We start from the raw sequence: 22809 nt of genomic DNA on the forward strand, positions 1-22809 counted from the left end.
GTGATGCAGATCGAGCCGCAATGGATCGACTATAACGGCCATCTCAACATGGCCTACTACAATGTGATGTTCGACCGCGCCATCGACGAGATGTGGCTGCAACTCGGCATTGGACCGGCCTACATGAAGGAGCGGAAGTGCTCGACCTTCACGGCCGAATGCCATGTCCGCTACCTGCGGGAAATCCATCTCGGCGATCCCGTGCAGGTTTCGGTGTTCCTGCTCGGCGCCGACGAAAAGCGGCTGCACACGTTCGAGGAGTTGCGCCATGCCGGCGAGGGCTGGCTGTCCGCGACCTCGGAGAACCTGACGCTGCACATCGATATGGAGGCGCGCAAGGTGGCGCCGTTTCCGCCCGATATCCGCGCCCGCACCCGCGCCATCGCGGAGAGTTATGCGGGTGTGCCGCGTCCCGAGGGCATCGGCCGCAACGTGGCGATGCCCTCGGCGAAGTAACATCACGCATTCAGGCGACGTGGCCGCCGGCTCGCGTGATGAAATCGCGCTTCGCTAGACCCGCGTGCGGCCGCGCGCCAGTCCGACCACCGCCGACACCAGGAACAGGATGATGGCGATGAAGAAGATCGCCTTGGCGATCTCGATCGACGCACCGGCGATGCCGCCGAAGCCCAAAACGCCCGCGATCAGCGCGATGACCAGGAAGGTGACGACCCAGCTCAACATGTTCAGAACCTCTGTCTCGTTTCTTCTCGCCGGCTCTCGGCCGACGCCATAACCGAGGAGACAATCCAGCGTGGGAACACAGGTTCCTGAGCGCGAAACCGCGAAATTTTCGCCGATTTCAGGAACCAAACCGGCTTCGGACTGCTGCCAAAACCGTGACGGCGGTCCGGGATAAAACCTGTCAAAACGGCCGATCAGGCCCTATATGGCCTTCAATCCCTGCTAAGAAAGCTCCCCTTCACCGTCCCACGGTGCCATCGTGGGGCCGAGACGATTCGCCAATGACCGAGCCGAGCAAATTGCCCCATCACGGCGTTCCCGAGCACCAGCCCGCGGCTGGCGGCATCGCCGCGCGTGCGCGGGCGGCCGCCGGTCCGCAATATCTCAATGGCCTCAATCCGGAGCAGCGCGAAGCGGTCGAGACGCTCGACGGTCCCGTGCTGGTGCTGGCCGGCGCCGGCACCGGCAAGACGCGGGTCTTGACCACGCGCATCGCGCATATCCTGAGCCAGGGCCGCGCCCGCCCACAGGAAATCCTGTCGGTGACCTTCACCAACAAGGCCGCGCGCGAGATGAAGCTGCGGCTCGGCCAGATGCTCGGCCAGGCGGTCGAGGGCATGCCGTGGCTCGGCACCTTCCACTCGATCGGCGGCCGCATCCTGCGCATCCATGCCGAGCTGGTGCAGCTCAAGTCCAACTTCACGGTGCTCGACGTCGACGACCAGGTGCGGCTGTTGAAGCAGCTCTTGCAGGCCGAGAACATCGACGACAAGCGCTGGCCGGCGCGGATGCTGGCCGGCCTGATCGACAGCTGGAAGAATCGCGGGCTGTCGCCGTCGCAGGTGCCGGCGGGCGAAGCCGCCTCGTTCGGCAACGGCAAGGGCGGCAAGATCTACGCGACCTATCAGGAGCGGCTGAAGATCCTCAACGCCGCCGATTTCGGCGACCTGCTGCTCGAGAACATCCGGCTGTTCCGCGAAAACCCCGACGTGCTGCGGCAATACCAGAGCCGCTTCAAGTTTATCCTGGTCGACGAATATCAGGACACCAACGTCGCGCAATATCTGTGGCTGCGCCTGCTGTCGCAGGCGCCGGCACGGCAGGGTCCTCCGATCTCGGCAATCATTCCCGGCGCGACCGATGCTGAACCGGCGAAGCAAGACGCCGCCGCGCAGCCGGCGCTGGCTCCGCCGTCCGCACCGCCGCGAAACATCTGCTGCGTCGGCGACGACGACCAGTCGATCTATGGTTGGCGCGGCGCCGAGGTCGACAACATCCTGCGCTTCGACCACGATTTCCCCGGCGCCAAGGTGATCCGGCTCGAGCGCAACTACCGCTCCACCGGCCACATCCTGGCCGCGGCCTCGCACCTGATCGCGCACAATGAAGGCCGGCTCGGCAAGACGCTGCGCACCGAGGATGTCGACGGCGAGAAGGTCACCGTCACCGGCTCCTGGGATTCGGAAGAGGAAGCGCGCGCGATCGGCGAGGAGCTCGAGGAGCTGCAACGCGCCGGCGAGAACCTCAACAACGTCGCCATCCTGGTCCGCGCCTCGTTCCAGATGCGCGAGTTCGAAGACCGCTTCGTCACGCTCGGCCTGCCCTACCGCGTGATCGGCGGTCCCCGCTTCTATGAGCGCGCCGAGATCCGCGATGCGCTGGCGTATTTGCGCACCATCAATTCGCCCGCCGACGATCTCGCCTTCGAGCGTATCGTCAACGTGCCCAAACGGGGACTCGGCGACGCCACCGTGCAGCTGCTGCACGACCACGCCCGCAAGCGCCGGATTCCGCTGTTCGAGGCGGCGCGCGCCGTGGTCGAGACCGACGAGCTGAAGCCGAAGGCGCGCGGCAGCTTGCGCGACCTCGTGATGCAGTTCGACCGCTGGCGCGCCCAGCGCGAGGTCACCTCTCACACGGAGCTCGCCGAGATCGTGCTCGACGAGAGCGGCTATACCGAGATGTGGCAGAAGGATCGCTCGGCGGACGCCGCGGGCCGGCTCGACAACCTCAAGGAACTGGTGCGTTCGATGGAGGAATTCGAGAACCTGCAAGGGTTTCTCGAACATATCTCGCTGGTGATGGACCGCGACGGCGAGGCCGGCGACGAGGCGGTGTCGCTGATGACGCTGCATTCGGCCAAGGGCCTGGAGTTCGACAATGTGTTCCTGCCGGGCTGGGAGGAAGGCCTGTTTCCGAGCCAGCGCACGCTGGACGAGCAGGGCCGCGCCGGGCTCGAGGAAGAGCGCCGTCTCGCCCATGTCGGCCTGACCCGCGCCCGCCGCCGCGCCAAGATCTATTTCGCCACCAACCGCCGCATCCATGGCACCTGGTCGACCACGATCCCCTCCCGCTTCCTCGACGAGTTGCCGGCGCACAATGTCGAGATCACCGAATCCAAGGGCGGATCGGGCTGGGGCGGCAGCGGCGGCTACGGTGCCTCGCGCTTCGACAACCTCGAATCATTCGGCTCGAGCTATTCGACCCCGGGCTGGCAGCGCGCCCAGGCCAACCGCAATCGCGGTGGCGGCGGCCGTAGCGGCGGATTCGAGGAGCGGCAGTCGTCGTTTTCCTCGGATAGCTTCAGCCGCAACAAGCGCGGCCCAATGGTGATCGAGGGCGAGCTGGTGGCGAAGTCCACCGGCACGACGTCGGAATTTTCGCTGGACGATCGGGTGTTTCACCAGAAATTCGGCTACGGCCATGTGGTGAAGATCGACGGCAACAAGCTGACCATCGCCTTCGAGAAGGCCGGCGAGAAGAAGGTCGTCGACAGCTTTGTGGAGCGGGCGTGACAGAACAGCCTTCGCTGTTCGTAGCCCTTGACCCCAATTGAATTCACGGGTTGAGATGGCTGCATGGTCCGGGGAGGTTTTTTCCTTTTTGTCATCGCGCTCACTGCGCCGTCGCTGGCGGTCGCGGAGACGATGAGCTTTGGCGATTCCGCGGCCCAGCTCGCCAAGGCCTGCGGCGCCGACATCACCGCCAACTGCCGCGGCGTCAACCTCGACTCCAACCGCCTCAAGGAATGCCTGTCGCGCAACCGCGACGTGATCTCGCCGACCTGTAAGGAGAGCTACTTCTCCACCCTCGATGCGATCCAGAAGCGGATCGCGGCGCGCGTGACCGTTGCCAACGCCTGCACCCGCGAGATCGTCAAGGTGTGCGGCGGCTCGACCAAGGAGACCAGCAAATCGGTGCCCTGCCTGGTCGCCGCCAAGGGCCTCAGCCGCAATTGCAGCCAGGCGATCAATGACGCGGGGTATCAATGATGCGCGCGTCGCCGCGGGGTTTGCGCGATCTCGGCGTGCTCGGCACGCTGGTGCTGCTGGCGATGCCGCTTGCGCCCGCGCGCGCACAGACCGCGATCACGCGCGACGACATCATCGCCAAGCTGGATCACTACGAGACGGATGCAACGGTCGACGTCCCCGCATTGCGCCAGCAAGTGCTCGAACGATCGCGGTTGCGATCGAAGAACGAGCCGCCGCCGCAAAAGCGGCCGCCGATCGCGCCCGACCTGACCAGCCTCCCGACGTTCAATGCCGACATCCAGTTCGACGTCGACACGCCGATCGTGCTGCCGGATTCCTATCAGACCGTCGGACGCATCGCCGACGCGCTGACCCAGTCGTCGCTATTGCCCTACACTTTCCTGATCGTCGGCCACATCGAATCGACCGGCCGGCGTGAAAACAACGCGCTGCTGAGCCAGCGGCGGGCCGACGCGATCCGCGACATCCTGGTCAACACCTTCAAGATCACGCCGAAGCGCCTGCAATCGGTCGGGCTTGGCGAGGAGCAATTGCTCGACCCCGCCCGTCCCAATGCGCCTGCCAACAACCAGTTGCAGATCATGCTGGTCGGCAAGCTCGCCGATACCGCACCGCCCGCACACCCTGCCCCGGCGGCGGCCAAGAAGCCGCCGAAATCAATGAAGAAGCGTTAGACGAAGGCCAATCCGAGCTCACTTAACGCGGTGCTACCCGGGGCATGTTGTCCGGATTGCTTGGTTCTGGAAATCGTCATGTTGACCAACAGCCGCGACATCATCCGACGCTTGGAACGGGAAGGATGGAGCCTCGTTCGGGTTACCGGCTCTCACCACGTCTTCAAGAGTGCCATGTCAGGGGAAACCTTGGTCATTCCGCACCCCAAGAAGGACTTGGGAAAAGGCTTGGTGCGTGCCATTTATAAGGGGGCGGGCTGGAAGCCCGATTGAGGTCCCCTTTGCCCCACTACGTTGCCATCATCGAGGACGCTGGACCGGACTACGCCGTGGGCGTTTGGTTTCCGGATCTTCCCGGCTGTACATCGGCCGGCGATGATATCGACGAAGCTTTGCGCAATGCGCCTGAGGCGCTGGAGCTCTATGCTGAGGGGTTGAAGAGCGATGGGCAGGAACTGCCACCTCCCCGAACATTGACTGAACTGAGGGCCGACCCTGAGGTTGCTGACGACCTGAAGTCCTACATGGTCGCCTTGGTCGAACTGCCCGTCCGAGCGCACGCCGCGGAATAGATTTCTGCCCGGCCGGGTGATTGCAGAACGGAATATGCGTCCCTATCTGCGGTTGACCCCGCATCTGGCCGCCGCCCGGGCCGCAATCCGCGCGCGTGCTCCCTTTTCTCACGCTTCCGATCCTCCATGTCGCCGATCATTTCCGTATCCAATCTTTCGAAGACCTATGGCTCCGGCTTCAAGGCGCTGAAGGGCATCAATCTGGACATCAATCGCGGCGAGATCTTCGCGCTGCTCGGGCCGAACGGCGCCGGCAAGACCACGCTGATCAGCATCATCTGCGGCATCGCCAATCCGAGCCAGGGCACGATCAAGATCGGCGGCCACGACATCATCAGGGATTATCGCGCGGCGCGCTCGATGATCGGACTGGTTCCCCAGGAACTGCACACCGACGCGTTCGAATCGGTGTGGGCCACCGTCAGCTTCAGCCGCGGCCTGTTCGGCAAGCCGAAGAACCCCGCCTATGTCGAGAAGGTGCTGCGCGACCTGTCGCTGTGGGACAAGAAGGACAACAAGATCATCACGCTGTCGGGCGGCATGAAGCGGCGCGTGATGATCGCGAAGGCGCTGTCGCACGAGCCGGAGATCCTGTTCCTCGACGAGCCGACCGCAGGCGTCGACGTCGAATTGCGCAAGGGCATGTGGGAAGTGGTGCGCACGCTACAGGCGTCCGGCGTCACCATCATCCTGACCACGCACTACATCGAGGAAGCCGAGGAGATGGCCGACCGCATCGGCGTCATCAATAAGGGCGAGATCATCCTGATCGAGGACAAGGCGACCTTGATGCAGAAGCTCGGCAAGAAAGAGCTGACGTTGCAATTGCAGAACAAGCTCGACGCCATCCCGGCCGAGCTGGCCGCCTACAACCTCGAACTGTCGGACGATGGCCGCACCGTGACCTATGACTACGACACCAAGGGCGATCGCACCGGGATCACCAGCCTGCTCAACGATCTGCGCAATGCGGGCATCCGCATCTCGGATCTGGATACAAGACAGAGCTCCCTCGAAGACATCTTCGTCAGCATCGTGAGGGCGCCATGAACACCCGCGCAATCCGGGCGATCTATCTGTTCGAAATGGCGCGCACCTGGCGCACGCTGCTACAGAGCATCGTCTCGCCGGTCGTCTCGACGTCGCTGTATTTCGTGGTGTTCGGCGCCGCGATCGGTTCGCGCATCACCGAGGTCGAGGGCGTCAGCTACGGCACCTTCATCGTGCCAGGTCTCGTGATGCTGTCAGTGCTGACGCAGAGCATCTCCAACGCCTCGTTCGGCATCTACTTCCCGAAATTCGCCGGCACGATCTACGAGATCCTGTCGGCGCCGATCTCCTATTTCGAGATCGTGATCGGCTATGTCGGGGCCGCCGCGACCAAGTCGATCATCCTCGGCCTGATCATCCTGGCGACCGCCGGACTGTTCGTGCCGCTACATATCCAGCATCCGATCTGGATGCTGACCTTCCTGGTGCTGACGGCCGTCACCTTCAGCCTGTTCGGCTTCATCATCGGCATCTGGGCCGACGGCTTCGAAAAGCTGCAAATGATCCCGATGCTGGTGGTGACGCCGCTGACCTTCCTCGGCGGCAGCTTCTACTCGGTGAACATGCTGCCGTCAGGCTGGCGCACCATCACCCTGTTCAATCCGGTGGTCTACCTGATCTCCGGCTTCCGCTGGAGCTTCTACGAGATCGCCGACGTCAGCGTCGGGCTCAGCCTCGGCATGACCGCAGCGTTCCTGATCGCCTGCATGGTGATCGTGGCGTGGATCTTCCGAACGGGATATCGGCTAAAGAACTGATTTGCGAAGGCAGGTCATTCCGGGGCGCGCCTGAGCGCGGACCCGGAATGACGATCCCGATCAGTAGCAGTGGAAATGGCCGTGGCGATAATAGCCGCGGCAGCGGTGGCCGCGGCGATAGCCGCGATCCGGGATGCCGAACACGCCCTTGACCGCACCCATGGCGCCACCGACGCCGGCGCCGACGGCGCCGCCAACCACGCCGCCCACCGGGCCGGCGACCCGGTTCCCCTCATAAGCGCCCTCATGGGCTCCGCGGACGATGCCCTGGGCATGGCCGGCGTGGGGAACAGCGGCCAACGCCAATGCGAGGCCAGCGGTCGCAAGCAGGAGCCGCGCGGAGAGGCCGGCTGGGATGACGGCCGCGATCTTAACCTGGGTGTTGTTCATCTTGGTTCCTTCAAGCGCGACGCGGTCGCGTCGCCGGGGCGGGATTGTGAAACGCCCATGCCGCCAAATGGTTGCGTTGTCGGCTGATGCGGACCGCCGTCGCACCCTGCTCGCGAAAAAGTCAGCGCTCCGTGACGGCCCAGCCCGGCTTCGGCCTTGTTTGCGCCGCGCGCGGGATTAACGATGCGTGGGTCCGCGACTGGAACCAAATTCGGATTCCGTGCATATTGGTTGCCGGGGACGGCGAGCCGCTGCGATTGGGCCCGGAGGCCAAAGGTAAAATGCGTTCGTTCCTTATTGCGTTCACTTCCGTGATGCTGTTCGCGGCCGGCGCCGCGCAGGCCAAGGTCGATATCACCGTCGACAAGGATAACCAGCAGATGACCGTCGCGGTCGACGGCGTCGCGCGTTATCACTGGCCGGTCTCGACCGGCATCCCCTCGCGCGAAACGCCGAACGGCAGCTTCCGCGCCTTCCGCATGGAAGAGGATCACTACTCCAAGGAATTCGACGACGCGCCGATGCCGCACTCGATCTTCTTCACCAAGATCGGACACGCGATCCACGGCACCGACTCCGTGGGCCGTCTCGGCACGCCGGCCTCGCATGGCTGCGTGCGGCTGTCGCGCGACAACGCCTCGACGCTCTACGCACTGGTCCAGAAGGAAGGCGTGCTCAACACCACGGTGACGCTGACCGGCTCGTCCCAGGTCGCGTTGGCGCGCAATCCGCGCGGGCGCAACGGCACCGCAGTCGCCCGCCGCGCACCGCAGGACGAGCAGTACGGCACCGCGGCGGCCGGCGACCCCGTCGTCCTGACCCCGCAGCCGCGCGAATATCCGGCGCAGGCTCGCGCCGACGACGGCTACATCTATCCGGCCGACGGCAGCTCGACCGACCGGCGTTATCCGGCGCCGCCGTCGAGCCGCCGCGTCTACGATGCGCAGGGCTACGGCCAGTACGGTAACCAGGGCTACGCGCCGGCCCCGCAGGGCTATTATCAGCCGCGGCCGTACTACCAGCAGCAGCGCAGCTTCTACGGCAACAGCTATCAGGACTGAGTGATCCGACCGTCATGGTGATCCGAACGCGTGCACACCGCGTTCGGAGACCTTGCGCACCGCGTCGACGAAGGCGCGTGCCACCGGCTCGAGTATTTCCGGGCCGGTCGAGGCGAGATCATCGGCCGGCGTATGAAAGCTGTGATGCCGTCCGGCAAGCCCGATGAAGTTCGGATAGCCCGCCGCGCGCACGTCGCGCAATTCGCCGACGGCCTCCTTCTCCGCCACCATCCGCTTCGCCTCGATGGCGCCCATCGTCTCGCCGGCCAGCGCCGCCATTGACGGGCTCAGCACCAGCACGCGTTCGCTGTCGACCCGAGCGGTCTTGACCGTGCCCTGCGCGCCCTCGGTGAAGGCGTAGCATGCGTTCGACGAGCCGAAATGGACCCAGGCCAAAGTGTCTTTGGGCGGCGGCGCACCGTGCTTGAGGAACAGCTCCATGCCGCCATGGCCGATCTCGTGGCCGACGGTCGCCACGAAGACGTACTGGCCCGGCCATTTTTGCGCGGCGACGGTGCGGGCGAGCGCCAGGAAATTGGCGATGCCCGGCCCGCGCTCGCAGACACAATCGTACCAGCCGGTCAGCGGCGTCGAGACCACGATCGCCGGGCCGCTTCCCTCGCCGATCCGCGCCACCACGTTGCGGCCCGAGACGTTGGTGTCATAGCGCCCGCTGACGTCGAAGGTCACCGGGAGACCCGATGCGACCGCGCGCTCGAACAGGTCCCTTTGCTTGCCGGCCACCACCACCGCCGGGACCGGCCAGGGCTTGTCGTCCTGCGTGACGTTGTAGGCGAAGCGCTCTTCGGCGGGATTGTCGATCATCAGGAGGATCGCCGCAGGCCCACGGGCAGCGGCCTGCGCGATTGCCGCGCGATGAGCCTCGCCGAGATAGGCGCCACGATCGAACGGCAGCGTGATCCAGAGGATCTTGCCGGCGGCATCACCGTCACGCACCAGCGGCGCGGTCAGGCGAAAACTGCTGCTCGCCTCCGGCGGCCACCAGAACGGCGTGGCGTCAACCCTTGCGCCGCCGACCTCCGCCGTCGCGCGCTCCACCGCATATTGCCGGCCGAGCACGACCGGCTGGAACTCGACGCGAAACCCCGCGGCTTGCAATTCGCGGGCGATCCAGTCGGTGGTGGCGCGGTCGCCCGGCGAGCCGAAGCGGTGCAGGCCGAACGAGGCATAGCGCGCCACGTCGCGAGCGAGACTGGCGCCGGACAGCACATCCTCTGCCGCGGCCGAATTTTGCAGCGTCATGGCAACCACCATCGCGATCGAGACACGCCATCCCGGCATTGCACAGCCTCCCGGCGGTTTCACCCTAGTGTGTCCCGGCCGGTCATTCATCACCGTTTTGGCAAACCTGCTCACCTGCTTGTGACCGGCTCGACGGGACCGCGCAAGCATGCGCCGTGGCTCGTCGCCGCGCTGTCATCGGATTGTAAAACTAGCCCGATATTCGGCGGCAAAAGCGCCCGCATGGCCTCGGAAGGCCGATTCACGCGGAATGGCCGGTGAAATCAGGCCCAGAGCGCGGGTCACGTACGCAAGATCAGAGGTCGAAATGAAACGGGGCATCATTGTCCTTTGCCTGTGCATGGTGGCGATGGCCGGCTACTTCACCACGGACAGATGGGCCATCAGTCACACGACGCTGACCTTCCACGACGTGCTGCGCGACGATCGCAACGTCACGGTCGAGGTCGCAGTCCGTCGCGACCGGCAAATGCAGGCGGCCGCCGACATGATCGAGCTGCCGGTCGCGATCCTGAGCCACGGCAACACCGTCAGGAACACCGAGTACTCGTTCCTCACCAACGTCTTCGCATCGCGCGGCTACCTCGTGGTCAGCATCCAGCATGATCTCGACACCGACGCGCCGATGGTGACGAAAGTCGGCGAGGAATATGTCGGCCGCCGCATGCAGTACAATCGCGGTGTGTTCAACATCATGTATGCGATCGATGAGCTCAAGAAACGCTATCCCAACGCCAACTACCGCCAGCTGACATTGATCGGCCACTCCAATGGCGGCGACATCTCGATGTTCTTCGCCAAGCAGCATCCCGACCTGGTCAAGAAGGTCGTGACGCTGGACAATCTGCGCGTCCCCTTCATCACCGACGGCAGGATCAAGATCCTCTCGTTCCGTTCCAAGGATCCGGTGTTCAAAGCGGATCCGGGCGTCGTGCCCGACGACGAGACCTGCGCGCGGCTCGGCATCAAGGTGGTCCGGACCGAATTCCACCACAACGATCTCAGCGACCGCGGCCCCGACAGCGCGAAGTCGTCGATCCAGGCCGGCGTCGAGCAGTTCCTCGACGAGGATGAGGGTGACAGAACGCCGACCATGCCACTGCTCGCCGCCTCGGCGAACGCGCAGCCGTCCGAGAAGAAGTAGTTGCCGCATTGAGGGGAGCTGACGCTCCCCGACGCAGGATCGACCAAAGCGAGATGAGACGAGGTTGAATCGTCATCTCGCTTGGCCTTCTTGTTTGCGCATGATCTTTTCGGAAAACCGCTTCGCGCTTTTCCGGATCATGCTTTAGGCGCGTGCGTTGCGATCGGCGAAGGCAACGAGCCAGATCGCGGACAGCAGGAAATAGAACGCGCCGAAGCCCGCATAGGGAGCGACGTCCAGGATCGTCGGCGCAACGGTGCCGATCGATCGGCTGATCATGTAGCCGCCCGCGAGTGCCGACTGCGCGCCACTCAGGATCATCGCCCATTGCGCGCCATAGTCACGCCAGCGCCTGACGCCGGTGACCAGTTGCAGCACGCCCGCAAGGATCGCCCAAACCCCGAACACGGCCAGAACGGCATAGCCGTCGCGGCCGATCGCAACGATCACGGCAAGCGTCGTGATCGTGCTGACCACCACATTGAGGGCCTGGGATGGATTGTCCCACAGCCCTCCGTTCACCCGGGCGTCAGCCAGATTGGCGATGGCATCCCATGCCGGATAGATCACCAGCAAGAACGCCACGGGGGTGGGTTGCGCGCTCAGCAGAACGGCGGCAGCAACCCAGGCGATCGAAAAGACGGCGCGCGAGACGTAGTAGGACCGCAGCCAGGTGGACTGGGCGGCAAGCAGGCTTTGCATTGATTGACTCCTTTATGCCATCTACCTACTAGTAGGTAGATTGCACGGGGTCAATTGGGCGCTCGAACACCTTGTTGTGTCAGCTTGAAGAGCGATGCTTGCCTTGACAGGCTTACCTATCGGAAGGTAGGCGCCGATATGAACTCGACCTCGGAACAGATCCTCGACGTCGCGCAGGCCCTCATCGTCGCGGGCGGCTACAATGGGTTCAGCTATGCCGACATCGCAGATGCCGTCGGCATCCGGAAGGCGAGCATCCATCACCACTTCCCGACCAAGGCCGAGCTGGTGGCCGCACTGGTGGATCGCTACCGGCAGCAGACAGCGTTGGGCTTGAAAGCCCTCCAGGCGCAGTCTCCAGCGCCGGCCGACCACCTGCGGTCTTACGTGAACTTCTGGCAGGCGTGCATCCAGGATGCCACGCTGCCCGTCTGTGTCTGCGCGATGCTTGCCGGCGAGATGCCGATGCTGCCAGAAGAGGTGGCAACTCGCGTCCGCGCCCATTTCCATGATCTCGCGGGATGGCTGACGTCGGTGCTGCAAGCTGGCGCAGAGCAGCGGCTGCTCCGGCTGGACAAGCGGCCGGAAGAGGAGGCCCAGATGCTGATGGCATCGGTCCATGGAGCGATGCTCTCAGCGCGGGCGTTCGACGATCCCGCCGCGTTTGCCGCCATCGTCAAACCGCAGATCGGGAAGCTGCTGGCACCGGACAGCTAGCAGCCAATCAGATCTGCATCTTCAGGGAGCCTTGACATTGTTCTTGATTTGTTCTATTCTGTCTTTCTTCCTTCCGTTGGTGTTGCTTTTGATGCCCGGTTCGTTTCCTCAAGTGCTGCGCGCTGCGTGTCTCGTCGCCTGCTTGACAGTGTTTGTGCCGCCGGCTTCAGCCGATCCTGCCGATGCCCAAGAGAGCCGTCAGTCGCCGCCCCGCGCGCTCGTGCCGACATTTGAATCGCTGCCACACACCCCATTTTCGAAGGCGGTTTTCAACGGCTGGTGCGGCCAACATGACCGATACCTGCTCGACGAAAACGGAGCGGTGAATGCCTATGAGGCCGGCACCAAGATCGCGGCAGTAGCGATTTCGCCTGGCAATCCATACCAATGTAGCAGCGACGGCCGGCAGTTGATCAACATCCATGGACGGCATGTGTTCATGGTTGATATTGCGAGCGGCAACAGTCAATGGATTGCGTCGAATGATCGCGCAATAGCGTTCTCCCCGGATTTTAAGAGCGTCGCGAGCTCCGGTCCGCTCGAACTAAAGCCGCAGGCACCCCAGCTCAGGGTTATTCTGGTCAAGGACAAGCGGACGGTAGGCAAGACGCAGCCGCCTGAGTGGATCAAATGGAGCGCGAATGGCTCAAGGATCGCCGTCGTCTATCCGACGTCCGTCGACATTCTGGACCGCGATGGCGTGAATATCGCCTCGATGACGAAATCAGATATCGGATGGGTCAAGGACGGTTGGTTCGAAGACGATCAACGAACACTGACACTCTTTATGGAAACAGAGCAACCGCCGGGATCCATTCTCAAGTGTAGCATCGCCGGAAAAAAATGCCTCGCGCGGCCGCGAATTGAGTCCATCTCGATCGGTGGGCAAGGAATTGTGGGCACGATCATCCCCTTGGGCAAGCCGCCGGTGCGGGTCGACGACTCGATCCTTCTCTCGAAGGAATACGCCGCCGAGATCAGAAGCGCCGATTCCAGACTTCTCGCGCGTCAGGTGTTTCCGATCAAGACCGGCCGCTGGTCATTTCAGATCGCTGTGTCCCCATCTGGAAAGCGGTCGATCCTGACGTGGGACGATGAAAATCAACCAGAATGCGTATCCAGCGAAGGCAGCGCCAGCACTTATAAATGCAAGCAGGGTATGCTCGTGGATTTAACCAAGGTGATTAAATGACTGATCGATATCGTTCCTACGTTCCTCCAAGGCCGCCGCGACCGTTCAAGCGGAACTCCGATTATGCGCCGCGGATACATCCCGTCACGCACGAGGAAACATTCCACTCTGGCGTCGACTACCGCGCGCCGCGGGGAACGCCCATTCCGGCTCAGACCCCCGGCGAAGTCGTTTATTCGGGATTCAATGCAGGTTACGGAAACACGGTCATCGTGAAGACGACGAACGGCTACGGGCTTTATGCGCACATGGATGAGCCCTCCCAAGCGCGCATGGGCGATCGGATCTGGCCTGGTGACATTATTGGCAATGTCGGCAGCACGGGTAGATTTTCGACGGGAAACCATCTGCACTATTCGATTATTACGTCGATGAGCGAGAAGGAGGAGAAAGCGCTCAGAAGGCGCGGAGGTACCGGGGAAATCGGGTTCAGTGTCAACAAGCCGCGCACCGAAAATCCGGACACGTTCGATACGGCTATCCACTACCCGAATGAGACGCTGGCGGCAGGCCGCGCAATGATCGGACCGAATGATACGAACGACGCCCTGGCTTTCGGTAGCCGCCGTGGTCCGCTCGTTTCCGCTTCTCCGCTGCATCAATTCGGACTGTCTGAACCGGATCGCGGGACGTCGTTCGCCGAACGCTTCGGCGACTGGCGACCGGCGTCGTCCGATGGTCCGGCGACCGCGCCCCGTGGACTGCCTGGCATGATCGAGGATTATCTGCGGCAGCAAGGCGTGCGAGGACCCGGCTCGCCCCAAGGCGCGCCGCCCGCTCCGTATTTGCCCGATGATGAGGCCGGCTCATTCGCGGATCGCTTCGGCGACAGGTCGGAGATTCGACGATTGTCGTCTCGGTGGGACTAGAGCGCTTTTCCGTCTCGATGGAATCGGAGCGTCGCTCCAAATTCTTGGTTGACACGTTTATTCGCCCGGACCGGTATCCGGTTCGTTCGAAAACGCGCTAGCATCACCGCTGCGAAAGCGGCAACGACGTTCGGCGCACGAATTGTGTGCGCCATTGTCGTTCATCCTACTGCTCGCCGTCGCGCAGACGCCGGTAGACCGCGCCCAGCACGTTGGAATAATCGTCGGTCCAGACCCGCTGCTTCTCGTCGACGTCGGTCTCGGTCCAGACATCCGACGACGCGAGCTTGCCGACGTCGGCATCCTCGCGCGCGGAGACCACGACCGAGGTCGAGAAGATGTATTCGTTGTCGCGGCCGGAATCCTCGCTGTAGACCCAGCTCTTCATCTCGTTGGCGTCCGCGATCCCGACCACGACGCTGGCCAATTCGAGATGGCGGTTGGAGACGTGCATCACGACCGCGCCCTGCGGCGCCAGCTTCGCCTTGTAGATCGCCATCGCCTCCTCGGTCGCGAGATGGATCGGGATCGCATCCGACGAATAGGCGTCGACGATGATGAGATCGTAGATCCCGTCCGGCTCCTTGGCGAAGGTGAGCCGCGCGTCGCCGATCACCGGCTTGAGGTCCGGCTCGCAGTTCTGGATGTAGGTGAAATACTTCGGGTCGCGCGCGGTGTCGACCATCGACTGGTCGATCTCGAAGAATTTCCAGTCCTCACCGGGCGCCGACGCGCAGGTCAGCGTGCCGGAGCCGAGCCCGATGACGGCGACTTTCAGCGGCGCGCCCTTGCGCTCGCGGATCGCGGTGATCGCCCGCCCGATCCCGCCATCCTTGTGGTAGTAGCTGATCGGCTCCGGCCGTCCGGTGACCGGCGTACCGTCGTCGTTCTTGAACTTCTCGGCGCCGTGGATCGTGGTGCCGTGCATCAGCACGTGATACTGCCCGTTCGGCGTCACCACGATCTTGTGCACGCCGAAGAAGCTGCGCACGGTTTCGACGCGACCGTCGTCCGACGGATAGGCGCGCAGCACCACCAGCGCGACGACGACGGTTGCGAAGATCTTCCAGCGATTGGCGTTCAGCGCCAGCGCGAGCAGCGCCGAGATCACGCCGACCGCGCCGATCACCCAGACCCGGTGGTCGTCGAACCAGTTGAAGATGTCGCCGGCCGAATAGCTCGGCGCGATCAGCGCCACCGCCAGCACCGCAAGGAACGGCCAGTACCACGCGCTCCAGCGCGGCAGCCGCTCGGCGCCGCCGGGCGGACGGCACAACGCCGCGAGCGCCAGCAGGATCGGATATTCGGCGACCCATGAGAAGGTGAACGGCGCGATCAGCCCTGCGAACAGCCCGCCGACCATGCCGCCGAACGACAGCGCGACGTAGAAGCCGGTGAGATATTTCGCGGCCGGACGGGTGCGCGCGAGCTCGCCATGACAGGCCATCGCGATGATGAAGAAGCAGAGCTGATGGCCGCCGAGCGTCAGCAGCAGGTTCTGCTCGCCGCCGACTGCGAGCAGGATGACGACGCCGGCAATCGCCAGCGGCTGCGCCAGCAGCATCCATTTGTGCGGCAGCAGCGGCCGCGACTGGAACACCAGCACCCAGGTCAAGAGATATAGCGACAGCGGCAGCACCCACAATAGGGGCGCCGCCGCGACGTCGGTCGAGATATGCGCGGTCACTGCGATCAGGAGCCCCGACGGCACCGCGGCCAGGAAGATCCAGCGCGCGCGCACGCCCCAGGTCGGCGCCGGCGCGTCGGCATCGTCGACCTGCATATTCAGTGCGGCGGCACCGGTCGGCGACCGCAACAGCAGCACACCACAGCCCGCGATCAGGATGATCAGGAGACCGTAACCCCCGGTCCAGATCAGGTTCTGGGTGCGCAGGGTGAACATCGGCTCCAGCAGCACCGGATAGGACAGCAGCGCCAGGAAGCTGCCGATGTTGGAGGATGCGTAGAGAAAATACGGATCGGGACCGTTGGGATGGCCGGTCCGCACGAACCAGGCCTGCAACAGCGGATTGTTGGCGGCGAGCGCGAAGAACGGCAGGCCGATCGAGACCGCGAACAGGCCGAGCAGCCAGACCGCATAACCCGAGGTCGGCGGCTCGCCCCAGCCGCTGCGGATCGCCAGCGGCAATGTCAGGATGGCGATGGCCAGCACCACCAGATGCACCACGACCGGCATGACGCGGCTGTTCAGCTTCATCAGGACATGCGCATAGGCGTAGCCTGCGAGCAGCAGCGACTGGAAGAACACCATCGCCACCGACCACACCGCCGGCGAGCCGCCGAGCCGCGGCAGCACCATCTTGGTGAACAGCGGCTGCACCGAGAACAGCAGCAAGGCGCTGACGAAGATCGCGGTCGTGTAGACAACCAGCACCAGCCGGTTTCGCGAGGCGGACGGCTCAGACGTCATGAAGGCTCCGGCAATGGACCCGGCGGGCGCCGGAGGCGGACGGCCCGGCAGCACCGCACCGGTGACTTGAATTGAGCATACGGCAGTATCACGGACAAGAAACCAAGGTCACGTGGACTTGACGACGCGGCGTGTTGGCCCCACAGCACGCTCTAATCACTGCTTGTTGAAGCTGACATGAACGAAGCAGACGTCGTCATCATCGGTGCCGGGCATAACGGCCTCACCTGCGCAGCCTATCTTGCGATGGCGGGGCTGCGGGTGAAGGTCGTCGAGCGCCGCAAAGTGGTCGGCGGCGCCGCCGTCACCGAAGAATTCTGTCCGGGCTTCCGCAATTCGGTCGCCGCCTACACGGTGAGCCTGCTCAACCCGCAAATCATTTCTGACCTGAAACTTGCCGACCACGGCTTGCGGATCGTCGAGCGCCGCGCGCAGAACTTCCTTCCCGCGCCGGACGGCAGTTACCTGCTGACCGGCGAGGGTCGCACCCAGCAGTCGGTCGCGAAACTGAGCCCGCGCGATGCCGCCGCGATCGGCGCGTTCTCGGCGGAACTCGAAGCCATCGCCGACGTGCTGCGCCAGTTCGTGCTGCGCGCGCCGCCGAACCTCGTCGAGGGCTTTGGCCTCGGTGCGATGAGCGAAGCCTTCAACGCGCTTGGCACCGCCAACATCCTGCGGCGGCTGTCGCTGGAGCAGCAGCGCAATCTGCTCGACCTGTTCACGCGCTCGGCCGGCGAGATTCTCGACGAGCGCTTCGAGAGCGATCTCGTCAAGGCGCTGTTCGGCTTCGACGCCATCGTCGGCAATTATGCCAGCCCCTACGCGGCGGGCTCGGCCTATGTGATGCTGCATCATGCGTTCGGCGAGGTGAACGGCAAGAAAGGCGTCTGGGGTCACGCGATCGGCGGCATGGGCGCGATCACCCAGGCGATGGCGCATGCCGCGCGCAGCCACGGCGTCGAGATCGAGACCGATGCCGGCGTCCGCGAGGTGATCGTCGAGAAGGATCGCGCGATCGGTGTCATCCTCGACACCGGCGAGACGGTTCGCGCCAAATATGTCGTCTCCAACGTCAATCCCAAGCTGCTCTACACGCGCCTGGTGCCGGAGGACGCATTGACCGGCGAATTCCGCGCGCGCATCTCACGATGGCAGAACGGCTCCGGCACGTTCAGAATGAACGTCGCGCTTGACACCCTGCCCTCGTTCACCGCGCTGCCCGGTCCCGGCGATCATCTCACCGCGGGCATCATCATCGCGCCAAGTCTCGGCTACATGGATCGCGCCTGGCGCGATGCGCGCGAATTCGGCTGGAGCCGCGCACCTGTGGTCGAGGTGCTGATCCCCTCGACGCTCGACGACAGCCTGAGCCCGCCGGGCCGGCACGTCGCGAGCCTGTTCTGCCAGCACGTCGCACCGCAACTGCCCGACGGCAAATCCTGGGACGAGCATCGCGACGAAGTCGCCGATCTGATGATCGCAACCGTCGACCGCTATGCCCCCGGCTTCGCCGCCAGCGTGGTGGGCCGCCAGATCCTGTCGCCGCTCGACCTCGAGCGGCAGTTCGGCCTCGTCGGCGGTGATATCTTCCACGGCGCGCTGACGCTGAACCAGTTGTTCTCGGCACGGCCGATGCTCGGCCACGCGGATTATCGCGGGCCGCTGCCGGGGCTCTACCATTGCGGTTCCGGAGCCCATCCCGGCGGCGGCGTCACCGGCGCGCCCGGCCACAATGCCGCGCGGGCGATCCTGGCGGATCATCGCAGGCTGTTCGCGTAACCTGGACGTTCGCGGCGCACTGTGGTCAAGCCTGTTGAGAAGCTGTGGATCGGCAGTGGACAGAGTTGGTGCGGGTGGCGTGTAAGCCGGTGGAGATCCGGTGGAGTTGCTGTGCAGCAGCGGCTGACAAGCTGGGGACGACGCTTGGCATATCCCTGTTGGCAAGTTGCGTGCGAACCTGTGGACGACCCGGACAAAAGAAAACACCGGACGACATCGTCGCCCGGTGTTCCATTTGAGACCGCCGCCTGAGCAATTACTTCAGTGAGCTGCTCACCGAGTTGAAGGTCGTGCTCAGCGCCGTGCCGACGCCATTCACCGCAGCGATGATGGCGATGGCAATTCCGGTGGCAATCAGTCCGTATTCGATGGCCGTTGCCCCGGATTCATCTTGCAAAAACCTAACCATAAAAGTCTTCATTGCAGCCCTGCCTTAGTTTGTGATGCCCTGGACCGGCATGTTCCGGTTCCGGAACTAGTACTACTACGGTGAAATCTAAAGTTGCCTGAATCGGGAACCTATCAATTCTCGCGATATTCAATGGAATCTGGCTTGAAATTTTAACAAAAACCGCGCTACCCGCCTGCGATGACCCCCTCCACACACCGCGCCAGCGTAACCCTGCCCGACGAAGCGACCGCAAAACGCGTGGTTGACGCGCTTTCCGAGGCGTTTTTCGAGGATCAGGCAGCCTATGCGGCGTTCGAGCGGCCAGACGGTCGCTGGGACGTCACCGTCCATTTCGCGGAGCCGCCGGAGCAAAACCTGCTGCGCGAGCTGGTCGGGCAGGCCACGCGGCAGGATGTCGCGTCGACTATAGTCTTTGACACGATCGAGGCGAAGGACTGGGTCAAGGCCAGCCTCGAGGATCTGGTCCCGGTCGCCGCCGGCCGCTTCATCGTCCATGGCCAACACGATCGGCACCGGATACCGCCCAACAAGCTCGGCATCGAGATCGAGGCGGCGCTCGCCTTCGGCACCGGCCATCACGGCACCACGCGCGGCTGCCTGCTGCTGCTCGACCACGTGCTGAAGGCCTATCAGCCCCGGCGCGTGCTTGATCTTGGCACCGGAACCGGCGTGCTGGGGATCGCCGCCGCCAAGGCCCTGCATGGCAAGGTGCTGGCCAGCGACATCGACCCGCCGTCGGTGCAGGTTGCCCAGGAGAACGCCCGGCTGAATGGCGCGGGGCATCTGGTGGACGTGATCTGCGCCACCGGCTTCGCTTCGCCGCGCTTCGCCGAAGACGGGCCGTTCGATCTGGTGCTCGCCAACATCCTCGCCAACCCGCTGCGGCACCTGTCCGGGCCGATGGCGCGCCACCTCGCCTCGTCGGCGCAGGTCATCCTCTCCGGGCTGCTGACCCACCAGGCGCCTGCGGTGATCGCCGCCTACCGCGCCCGCGGGCTGGTGCCGCTGCGGCATCTCAAGATCGAAGGCTGGAGCAGCCTGCTGTTACGTCGCGTGAAATGACGCTCCCCGGCAGACAGTGCGGCGACTGCACGCTCTGCTGCAAGGTGATGGCGATCGAGCAACTGGCGAAGCCCGCCAGCACATGGTGTCCGCACTGCAAGCCGGGCCGAGGCTGTCGCATCTATCCGGATCGGCCGGAGGAATGCGGCGCGTTCAGCTGCGTCTGGCTGGTCAACGAACTGCTGGAGGAGCACTGGAAGCCTTCCCGATCGAAGCTCGTTCTGACCACGTCGGACGACGGCCTCGAGGTCAGATGCGATCCGGGTTTTCCCGACGCCTGGCGCAAGGCGCCGTTTCGCGACGAACTGCGCGAATGGGTGCTGTCCGGCGAAGCCCTCGACATGACCGTCGTCGTCATCGTCGGTCAGCGCATGACGCTGCTGACGCGTGAGCGGGAATTCGATCTCGGCATCGTCGGCCCAGACGAGCGGATCGTGCGCGAACTCGAGGGCACCAGGGTCGTCAACGTGACCGTGGCGAAGGCGTCCGACCTGGAGCCGTAAGCAGATTATCTGGGAGCGGTGGAATCGCGGCCGGAGGTCTCGATCTTGTCCGAAGCGGCCATCATCCGCCGCGTACGCGCCTCGACGAGACGGTCGAGCATCTGGACGATGACGCCACGCTGCTTCTGCTCGACCGGCGCGACCGGGCCGCGGGGAATCGGCGGCGAGATCTTCTCAAACGTGAATGCAGGCATCGTGCATCTCCTCACCGTTGAGTTGAGACACTCCTGGACGCTCCCCATACGCTTGACCGGGACGTGCAGTGGACATCGTCCGGTCAGTTCGACTATGCCATGATTCAAGCATAAGTTATGCCAAAAATATGGGCATGCCTTGCCGCGCCGGCGCGACGATCATGCTCCACCTGAAGAGAGTGCGAAGGCGATGTTCGAAGCCCATTTCCAGACGTTCGAAGAGCCCGAAGGCGGCGTGGCGCTGACTGCACGGCTGAGCGCGCTACGCGAAGAACTGGCGCGGCGCAAACTGACGGGATTCGTGGTTCCCCGCGCCGACCAGCAGCAGAACGAGTATGTCGCAGCCTCCGAGGAACGGCTCGCCTGGCTGACCGGCTTCACCGGATCGGCCGGGCTCGCGATCGTGCTGAGCAAGGAAGCCGCCCTGTTCGTCGACGGCCGCTACACGCTGCAGGCCGGCAAGCAGGTCGACCGCAAGGCTTGGCAGATCGAGTCGCTGGTCGAACCGCCGCCGGAGCACTGGCTGACCCGGCACCTTTCGGCCGGCGACCGCCTAGGATTTGACCCCTGGCTGCACACTTCTGCGGCAGCCGAACGGCTGGCGGCGGCCTGCGCCAAGGCCGGCGCCGAGCTGGTCGCGGTCGAAGGCAACCCGGTCGATGCGGTCTGGCACGAACGGCCGGCCCCGCCGCTCGGCCCGGTTTCGATCCACGGCGCGCAATTCTCCGGCGAGATCGAGGCCGAGAAGCTGAAGCGCATCCGGCTCGAGATCAACAAGCTCGGCGTCGATGCGCTGGTGCTCTCCGACAGCCACGCGGTGGCCTGGACCTTCAACATCCGCGGCGCCGACGTCTCGCACACGCCGCTGCCTCTGTCCTATGCGCTGGTGCCGAAGGAAGGCCGGCCGCTGGTGTTCATCGACCATCGCAAGCTGTCCAACTCCGTGCGCGACCATCTCGAGCAATCCGCCGACGTCGAGGAGCCCGCGGCGCTGACGCCGAAGCTCACCGAGCTCGCCAAGCGCGGTGCCTCGATCGCGCTCGACAACGCGACCGCGGCCGATGCCCTGAGCCGACTGATCGCGGGCGCCGGGGGCAAGCCGGTGCGCGGCAACGATCCGGTCAGCCTGCTCAAGGCGGTCAAGAACCTCACCGAGATCGAGGGCACCCGCACCGCGCATCGGCGCGATGCGGTGGCATTGACGCGCTTCCTCGCCTGGATCGACCGCGAGGCGCCGGCGGGCCACCTCACCGAGATCGACACCGTCGAGGCACTGGAGACGTTCCGCCGCCAGACCGGCGCGCTGAAGGACGTCTCGTTCCCAACCATCGCCGGTACCGGCCCGAACGGGGCCATCGTGCACTACCGCGTGACGCGGAAGAGCAACCGCCGCATCGAACCCGGCGACCTCCTGCTGATCGATTCCGGCGCGCAATATCAGGACGGCACCACCGACGTCACTCGCACCATCGCGATCGGCCAGCCGACCGACGAGATGCGCGACCGCTTCACCCGCGTGCTGCGCGGCCACATCGCGATCGCCCGCGCGATCTTCCCCGACGGCACCACCGGCGCGCAGCTCGACACCCTGGCGCGGCAGTATCTCTGGCAGGCCGGGATCGATTTCGAGCACGGCACCGGCCACGGCGTCGGCAGCTATCTCAGCGTCCATGAAGGGCCGGCGCGGATTTCCAAGCTCGGCACCACGCCGCTGAAACGCGGCATGATCCTGTCCAACGAGCCCGGCTACTACAAGACCGACGCCTATGGCATCCGGATCGAGAACCTGGAGCTCGTGATCGGCACCGACATTGCCGGCGCCGAGAAGCCGGTCAACGCCTTCGAGACGCTGACGCTGGCGCCGATCGACCGCCGCCTGATCGAGGTGGCCATGCTAAGCGCGGACGAACTGGCCTGGCTCAACGACTACCACGCCCGCGTCGCACGCACCGTGCGTCCGCAGCTCGACGACAACGCCACCAAGCTGTGGCTCGACGAGGCGACGGCGGAGCTGAAGTAGGCGGCACATCGCTCCCCACATTCGGCGTCATCCCCCGCGAAAGCGGGGGAGCCAGTA

Annotated in this window: 24 protein-coding genes; 17 read left to right on the top strand and 7 right to left on the bottom strand. The window is 64.4% G+C overall.

Annotated elements, in window-relative coordinates:
• Positions 1–456: thioesterase family protein (locus tag B2W55_RS26435; RefSeq protein WP_291532306.1), on the top strand; the 456-nt coding region annotated here is incomplete at its 5' end.
• Between the two features lie 54 nt (positions 457–510).
• Here B2W55_RS26435 and B2W55_RS26440 read toward each other — a convergent pair.
• On the bottom strand, positions 511–684 hold the full coding sequence (locus B2W55_RS26440) for a DUF1328 domain-containing protein (protein ID WP_024580088.1): 174 nt from the start codon (positions 682–684) through the stop codon (positions 511–513).
• A 281-nt stretch (positions 685–965) separates the two neighbouring features.
• On the opposite strand from B2W55_RS26440, the gene B2W55_RS26445 reads away from it, so the two are divergent.
• From B2W55_RS26445 to B2W55_RS26475, 7 genes are all read left to right on the top strand, one after another.
• On the top strand, positions 966–3479 hold the full coding sequence (locus tag B2W55_RS26445; protein WP_024580087.1) for an ATP-dependent helicase: 2514 nt from the start codon (positions 966–968) through the stop codon (positions 3477–3479).
• 63 nt (positions 3480–3542) lie between these two features.
• Positions 3543–3956, top strand: a complete 414-nt coding sequence (locus B2W55_RS26450; protein ID WP_024580086.1) for a hypothetical protein — start codon at positions 3543–3545, stop codon at positions 3954–3956.
• Positions 3953–4633: an OmpA family protein gene (locus B2W55_RS26455; RefSeq protein WP_024580085.1), complete on the top strand. Its 681-nt coding sequence runs from the start codon at positions 3953–3955 to the stop codon at positions 4631–4633. Before B2W55_RS26450 ends, B2W55_RS26455 begins: the two co-directional genes overlap by 4 nt.
• A 78-nt stretch (positions 4634–4711) precedes the next feature.
• A complete protein-coding gene (locus B2W55_RS26460; protein WP_024580084.1) occupies positions 4712–4906 on the top strand; it encodes a type II toxin-antitoxin system HicA family toxin in 195 nt (64 codons plus the stop codon).
• 8 nt (positions 4907–4914) lie between these two features.
• A complete protein-coding gene (locus tag B2W55_RS26465; RefSeq protein ID WP_024580083.1) occupies positions 4915–5205 on the top strand; it encodes a type II toxin-antitoxin system HicB family antitoxin in 291 nt (96 codons plus the stop codon).
• 126 nt (positions 5206–5331) lie between these two features.
• Entirely contained in the window at positions 5332–6255 is a 924-nt protein-coding gene (locus tag B2W55_RS26470) for an ABC transporter ATP-binding protein (protein WP_024580082.1), read from the top strand.
• Entirely contained in the window at positions 6252–7013 is a 762-nt protein-coding gene (locus B2W55_RS26475; RefSeq protein ID WP_024580081.1) for an ABC transporter permease, read from the top strand. The genes B2W55_RS26470 and B2W55_RS26475 overlap by 4 nt, the downstream gene beginning before the upstream one ends.
• A 60-nt stretch (positions 7014–7073) precedes the next feature.
• Here the strand turns inward: B2W55_RS26475 and B2W55_RS26480 are convergent, their stop codons facing one another.
• Positions 7074–7403: a hypothetical protein gene (locus B2W55_RS26480; protein ID WP_024580080.1), complete on the bottom strand. Its 330-nt coding sequence runs from the start codon at positions 7401–7403 to the stop codon at positions 7074–7076.
• A 281-nt stretch (positions 7404–7684) separates the two neighbouring features.
• On the opposite strand from B2W55_RS26480, the gene B2W55_RS26485 reads away from it, so the two are divergent.
• On the top strand, positions 7685–8464 hold the full coding sequence (locus tag B2W55_RS26485; protein WP_024580079.1) for a L,D-transpeptidase: 780 nt from the start codon (positions 7685–7687) through the stop codon (positions 8462–8464).
• Between the two features lie 12 nt (positions 8465–8476).
• On the opposite strand, the gene B2W55_RS26490 is transcribed toward B2W55_RS26485, so the two are convergent.
• Positions 8477–9766 carry a hypothetical protein gene (locus tag B2W55_RS26490; protein ID WP_244442158.1) on the bottom strand — a complete coding sequence of 430 codons (1290 nt, stop codon included), beginning with the start codon at positions 9764–9766 and terminating at the stop codon, positions 8477–8479.
• A gap of 268 nt (positions 9767–10034) precedes the next feature.
• On the opposite strand from B2W55_RS26490, the gene B2W55_RS26495 reads away from it, so the two are divergent.
• Positions 10035–10871, top strand: coding sequence for an alpha/beta fold hydrolase (locus tag B2W55_RS26495; protein WP_024580077.1), 837 nt, complete (start codon positions 10035–10037; stop codon positions 10869–10871).
• Positions 10872–11015: 144 nt separating this feature from the next.
• Here B2W55_RS26495 and B2W55_RS26500 read toward each other — a convergent pair whose 3' ends face one another.
• The gene (locus tag B2W55_RS26500) at positions 11016–11573 is read right to left on the bottom strand and encodes a DUF308 domain-containing protein (RefSeq protein WP_024580076.1); all 558 of its coding nucleotides are present in this window, start codon (positions 11571–11573) and stop codon (positions 11016–11018) included.
• Positions 11574–11711: 138 nt separating this feature from the next.
• Between B2W55_RS26500 and B2W55_RS26505 the strand changes: the two genes are divergently transcribed.
• The 3 genes from B2W55_RS26505 (at position 11712) to B2W55_RS26515 (ending at position 14351) form a co-directional block, all read left to right on the top strand.
• A complete protein-coding gene (locus tag B2W55_RS26505; RefSeq protein WP_024580075.1) occupies positions 11712–12290 on the top strand; it encodes a TetR/AcrR family transcriptional regulator in 579 nt (192 codons plus the stop codon).
• 91 nt (positions 12291–12381) lie between these two features.
• Complete coding sequence (locus B2W55_RS26510) at positions 12382–13482, top strand: hypothetical protein (RefSeq protein WP_145987253.1); 1101 nt, start codon at positions 12382–12384, stop codon at positions 13480–13482.
• Positions 13479–14351: a M23 family metallopeptidase gene (locus B2W55_RS26515; protein WP_080891116.1), complete on the top strand. Its 873-nt coding sequence runs from the start codon at positions 13479–13481 to the stop codon at positions 14349–14351. The genes B2W55_RS26510 and B2W55_RS26515 overlap by 4 nt, the downstream gene beginning before the upstream one ends.
• Before the next feature lie 166 nt (positions 14352–14517).
• Here B2W55_RS26515 and B2W55_RS26520 read toward each other — a convergent pair whose 3' ends face one another.
• Positions 14518–16782, bottom strand: coding sequence for a spermidine synthase (locus tag B2W55_RS26520; protein ID WP_024580072.1), 2265 nt, complete (start codon positions 16780–16782; stop codon positions 14518–14520).
• A 177-nt stretch (positions 16783–16959) separates the two neighbouring features.
• Between B2W55_RS26520 and B2W55_RS26525 the strand changes: the two genes are divergently transcribed.
• Positions 16960–18561, top strand: coding sequence for a phytoene desaturase family protein (locus B2W55_RS26525; protein ID WP_024580071.1), 1602 nt, complete (start codon positions 16960–16962; stop codon positions 18559–18561).
• 256 nt (positions 18562–18817) lie between these two features.
• On the opposite strand, the gene B2W55_RS26530 is transcribed toward B2W55_RS26525, so the two are convergent.
• Positions 18818–18982 (bottom strand): Flp family type IVb pilin, encoded by a 165-nt coding sequence (locus tag B2W55_RS26530; RefSeq protein WP_024580070.1) that lies wholly within the window; start codon positions 18980–18982, stop codon positions 18818–18820.
• Between the two features lie 168 nt (positions 18983–19150).
• Between B2W55_RS26530 and B2W55_RS26535 the strand changes: the two genes are divergently transcribed.
• Positions 19151–20035, top strand: coding sequence for a 50S ribosomal protein L11 methyltransferase (locus B2W55_RS26535; protein WP_024580069.1), 885 nt, complete (start codon positions 19151–19153; stop codon positions 20033–20035).
• On the top strand, positions 20032–20538 hold the full coding sequence (locus B2W55_RS26540) for a hypothetical protein (RefSeq protein ID WP_024580068.1): 507 nt from the start codon (positions 20032–20034) through the stop codon (positions 20536–20538). Before B2W55_RS26535 ends, B2W55_RS26540 begins: the two co-directional genes overlap by 4 nt.
• A 5-nt stretch (positions 20539–20543) precedes the next feature.
• Here B2W55_RS26540 and B2W55_RS26545 read toward each other — a convergent pair whose 3' ends face one another.
• On the bottom strand, positions 20544–20732 hold the full coding sequence (locus tag B2W55_RS26545; RefSeq protein ID WP_024580067.1) for a hypothetical protein: 189 nt from the start codon (positions 20730–20732) through the stop codon (positions 20544–20546).
• Between the two features lie 190 nt (positions 20733–20922).
• On the opposite strand from B2W55_RS26545, the gene B2W55_RS26550 reads away from it, so the two are divergent.
• On the top strand, positions 20923–22752 hold the full coding sequence (locus B2W55_RS26550) for an aminopeptidase P family protein (RefSeq protein ID WP_024580066.1): 1830 nt from the start codon (positions 20923–20925) through the stop codon (positions 22750–22752).
• Positions 22753–22809: the final 57 nt, after the last annotated feature.

This window comes from Bradyrhizobium sp. UBA2491 (genome assembly GCF_002341725.1).
Taxonomy (GTDB): domain Bacteria; phylum Pseudomonadota; class Alphaproteobacteria; order Rhizobiales; family Xanthobacteraceae; genus Bradyrhizobium.

What these genes read in the sequence shown, in the direction of transcription:
- B2W55_RS26440 (WP_024580088.1), bottom strand. Translation starts at nt 684, where the DNA reads ATGTTGAGCTGGGTCGTCACCTTCCTGGTCATCGCGCTGATCGCGGGC.
- B2W55_RS26445 (WP_024580087.1), top strand. Translation starts at nt 966, where the DNA reads ATGACCGAGCCGAGCAAATTGCCCCATCACGGCGTTCCCGAGCACCAG.
- B2W55_RS26450 (WP_024580086.1), top strand. Translation starts at nt 3,543, where the DNA reads ATGGTCCGGGGAGGTTTTTTCCTTTTTGTCATCGCGCTCACTGCGCCG.
- B2W55_RS26455 (WP_024580085.1), top strand. Translation starts at nt 3,953, where the DNA reads ATGATGCGCGCGTCGCCGCGGGGTTTGCGCGATCTCGGCGTGCTCGGC.
- B2W55_RS26460 (WP_024580084.1), top strand. Translation starts at nt 4,712, where the DNA reads ATGTTGACCAACAGCCGCGACATCATCCGACGCTTGGAACGGGAAGGA.
- B2W55_RS26470 (WP_024580082.1), top strand. Translation starts at nt 5,332, where the DNA reads ATGTCGCCGATCATTTCCGTATCCAATCTTTCGAAGACCTATGGCTCC.
- B2W55_RS26475 (WP_024580081.1), top strand. Translation starts at nt 6,252, where the DNA reads ATGAACACCCGCGCAATCCGGGCGATCTATCTGTTCGAAATGGCGCGC.
- B2W55_RS26480 (WP_024580080.1), bottom strand. Translation starts at nt 7,403, where the DNA reads ATGAACAACACCCAGGTTAAGATCGCGGCCGTCATCCCAGCCGGCCTC.
- B2W55_RS26485 (WP_024580079.1), top strand. Translation starts at nt 7,685, where the DNA reads ATGCGTTCGTTCCTTATTGCGTTCACTTCCGTGATGCTGTTCGCGGCC.
- B2W55_RS26490 (WP_244442158.1), bottom strand. Translation starts at nt 9,766, where the DNA reads ATGCCGGGATGGCGTGTCTCGATCGCGATGGTGGTTGCCATGACGCTG.
- B2W55_RS26495 (WP_024580077.1), top strand. Translation starts at nt 10,035, where the DNA reads ATGAAACGGGGCATCATTGTCCTTTGCCTGTGCATGGTGGCGATGGCC.
- B2W55_RS26500 (WP_024580076.1), bottom strand. Translation starts at nt 11,573, where the DNA reads ATGCAAAGCCTGCTTGCCGCCCAGTCCACCTGGCTGCGGTCCTACTAC.
- B2W55_RS26505 (WP_024580075.1), top strand. Translation starts at nt 11,712, where the DNA reads ATGAACTCGACCTCGGAACAGATCCTCGACGTCGCGCAGGCCCTCATC.
- B2W55_RS26510 (WP_145987253.1), top strand. Translation starts at nt 12,382, where the DNA reads ATGCCCGGTTCGTTTCCTCAAGTGCTGCGCGCTGCGTGTCTCGTCGCC.
- B2W55_RS26515 (WP_080891116.1), top strand. Translation starts at nt 13,479, where the DNA reads ATGACTGATCGATATCGTTCCTACGTTCCTCCAAGGCCGCCGCGACCG.
- B2W55_RS26520 (WP_024580072.1), bottom strand. Translation starts at nt 16,782, where the DNA reads ATGACGTCTGAGCCGTCCGCCTCGCGAAACCGGCTGGTGCTGGTTGTC.
- B2W55_RS26525 (WP_024580071.1), top strand. Translation starts at nt 16,960, where the DNA reads ATGAACGAAGCAGACGTCGTCATCATCGGTGCCGGGCATAACGGCCTC.
- B2W55_RS26530 (WP_024580070.1), bottom strand. Translation starts at nt 18,982, where the DNA reads ATGAAGACTTTTATGGTTAGGTTTTTGCAAGATGAATCCGGGGCAACG.
- B2W55_RS26535 (WP_024580069.1), top strand. Translation starts at nt 19,151, where the DNA reads ATGACCCCCTCCACACACCGCGCCAGCGTAACCCTGCCCGACGAAGCG.
- B2W55_RS26540 (WP_024580068.1), top strand. Translation starts at nt 20,032, where the DNA reads ATGACGCTCCCCGGCAGACAGTGCGGCGACTGCACGCTCTGCTGCAAG.
- B2W55_RS26545 (WP_024580067.1), bottom strand. Translation starts at nt 20,732, where the DNA reads ATGCCTGCATTCACGTTTGAGAAGATCTCGCCGCCGATTCCCCGCGGC.
- B2W55_RS26550 (WP_024580066.1), top strand. Translation starts at nt 20,923, where the DNA reads ATGTTCGAAGCCCATTTCCAGACGTTCGAAGAGCCCGAAGGCGGCGTG.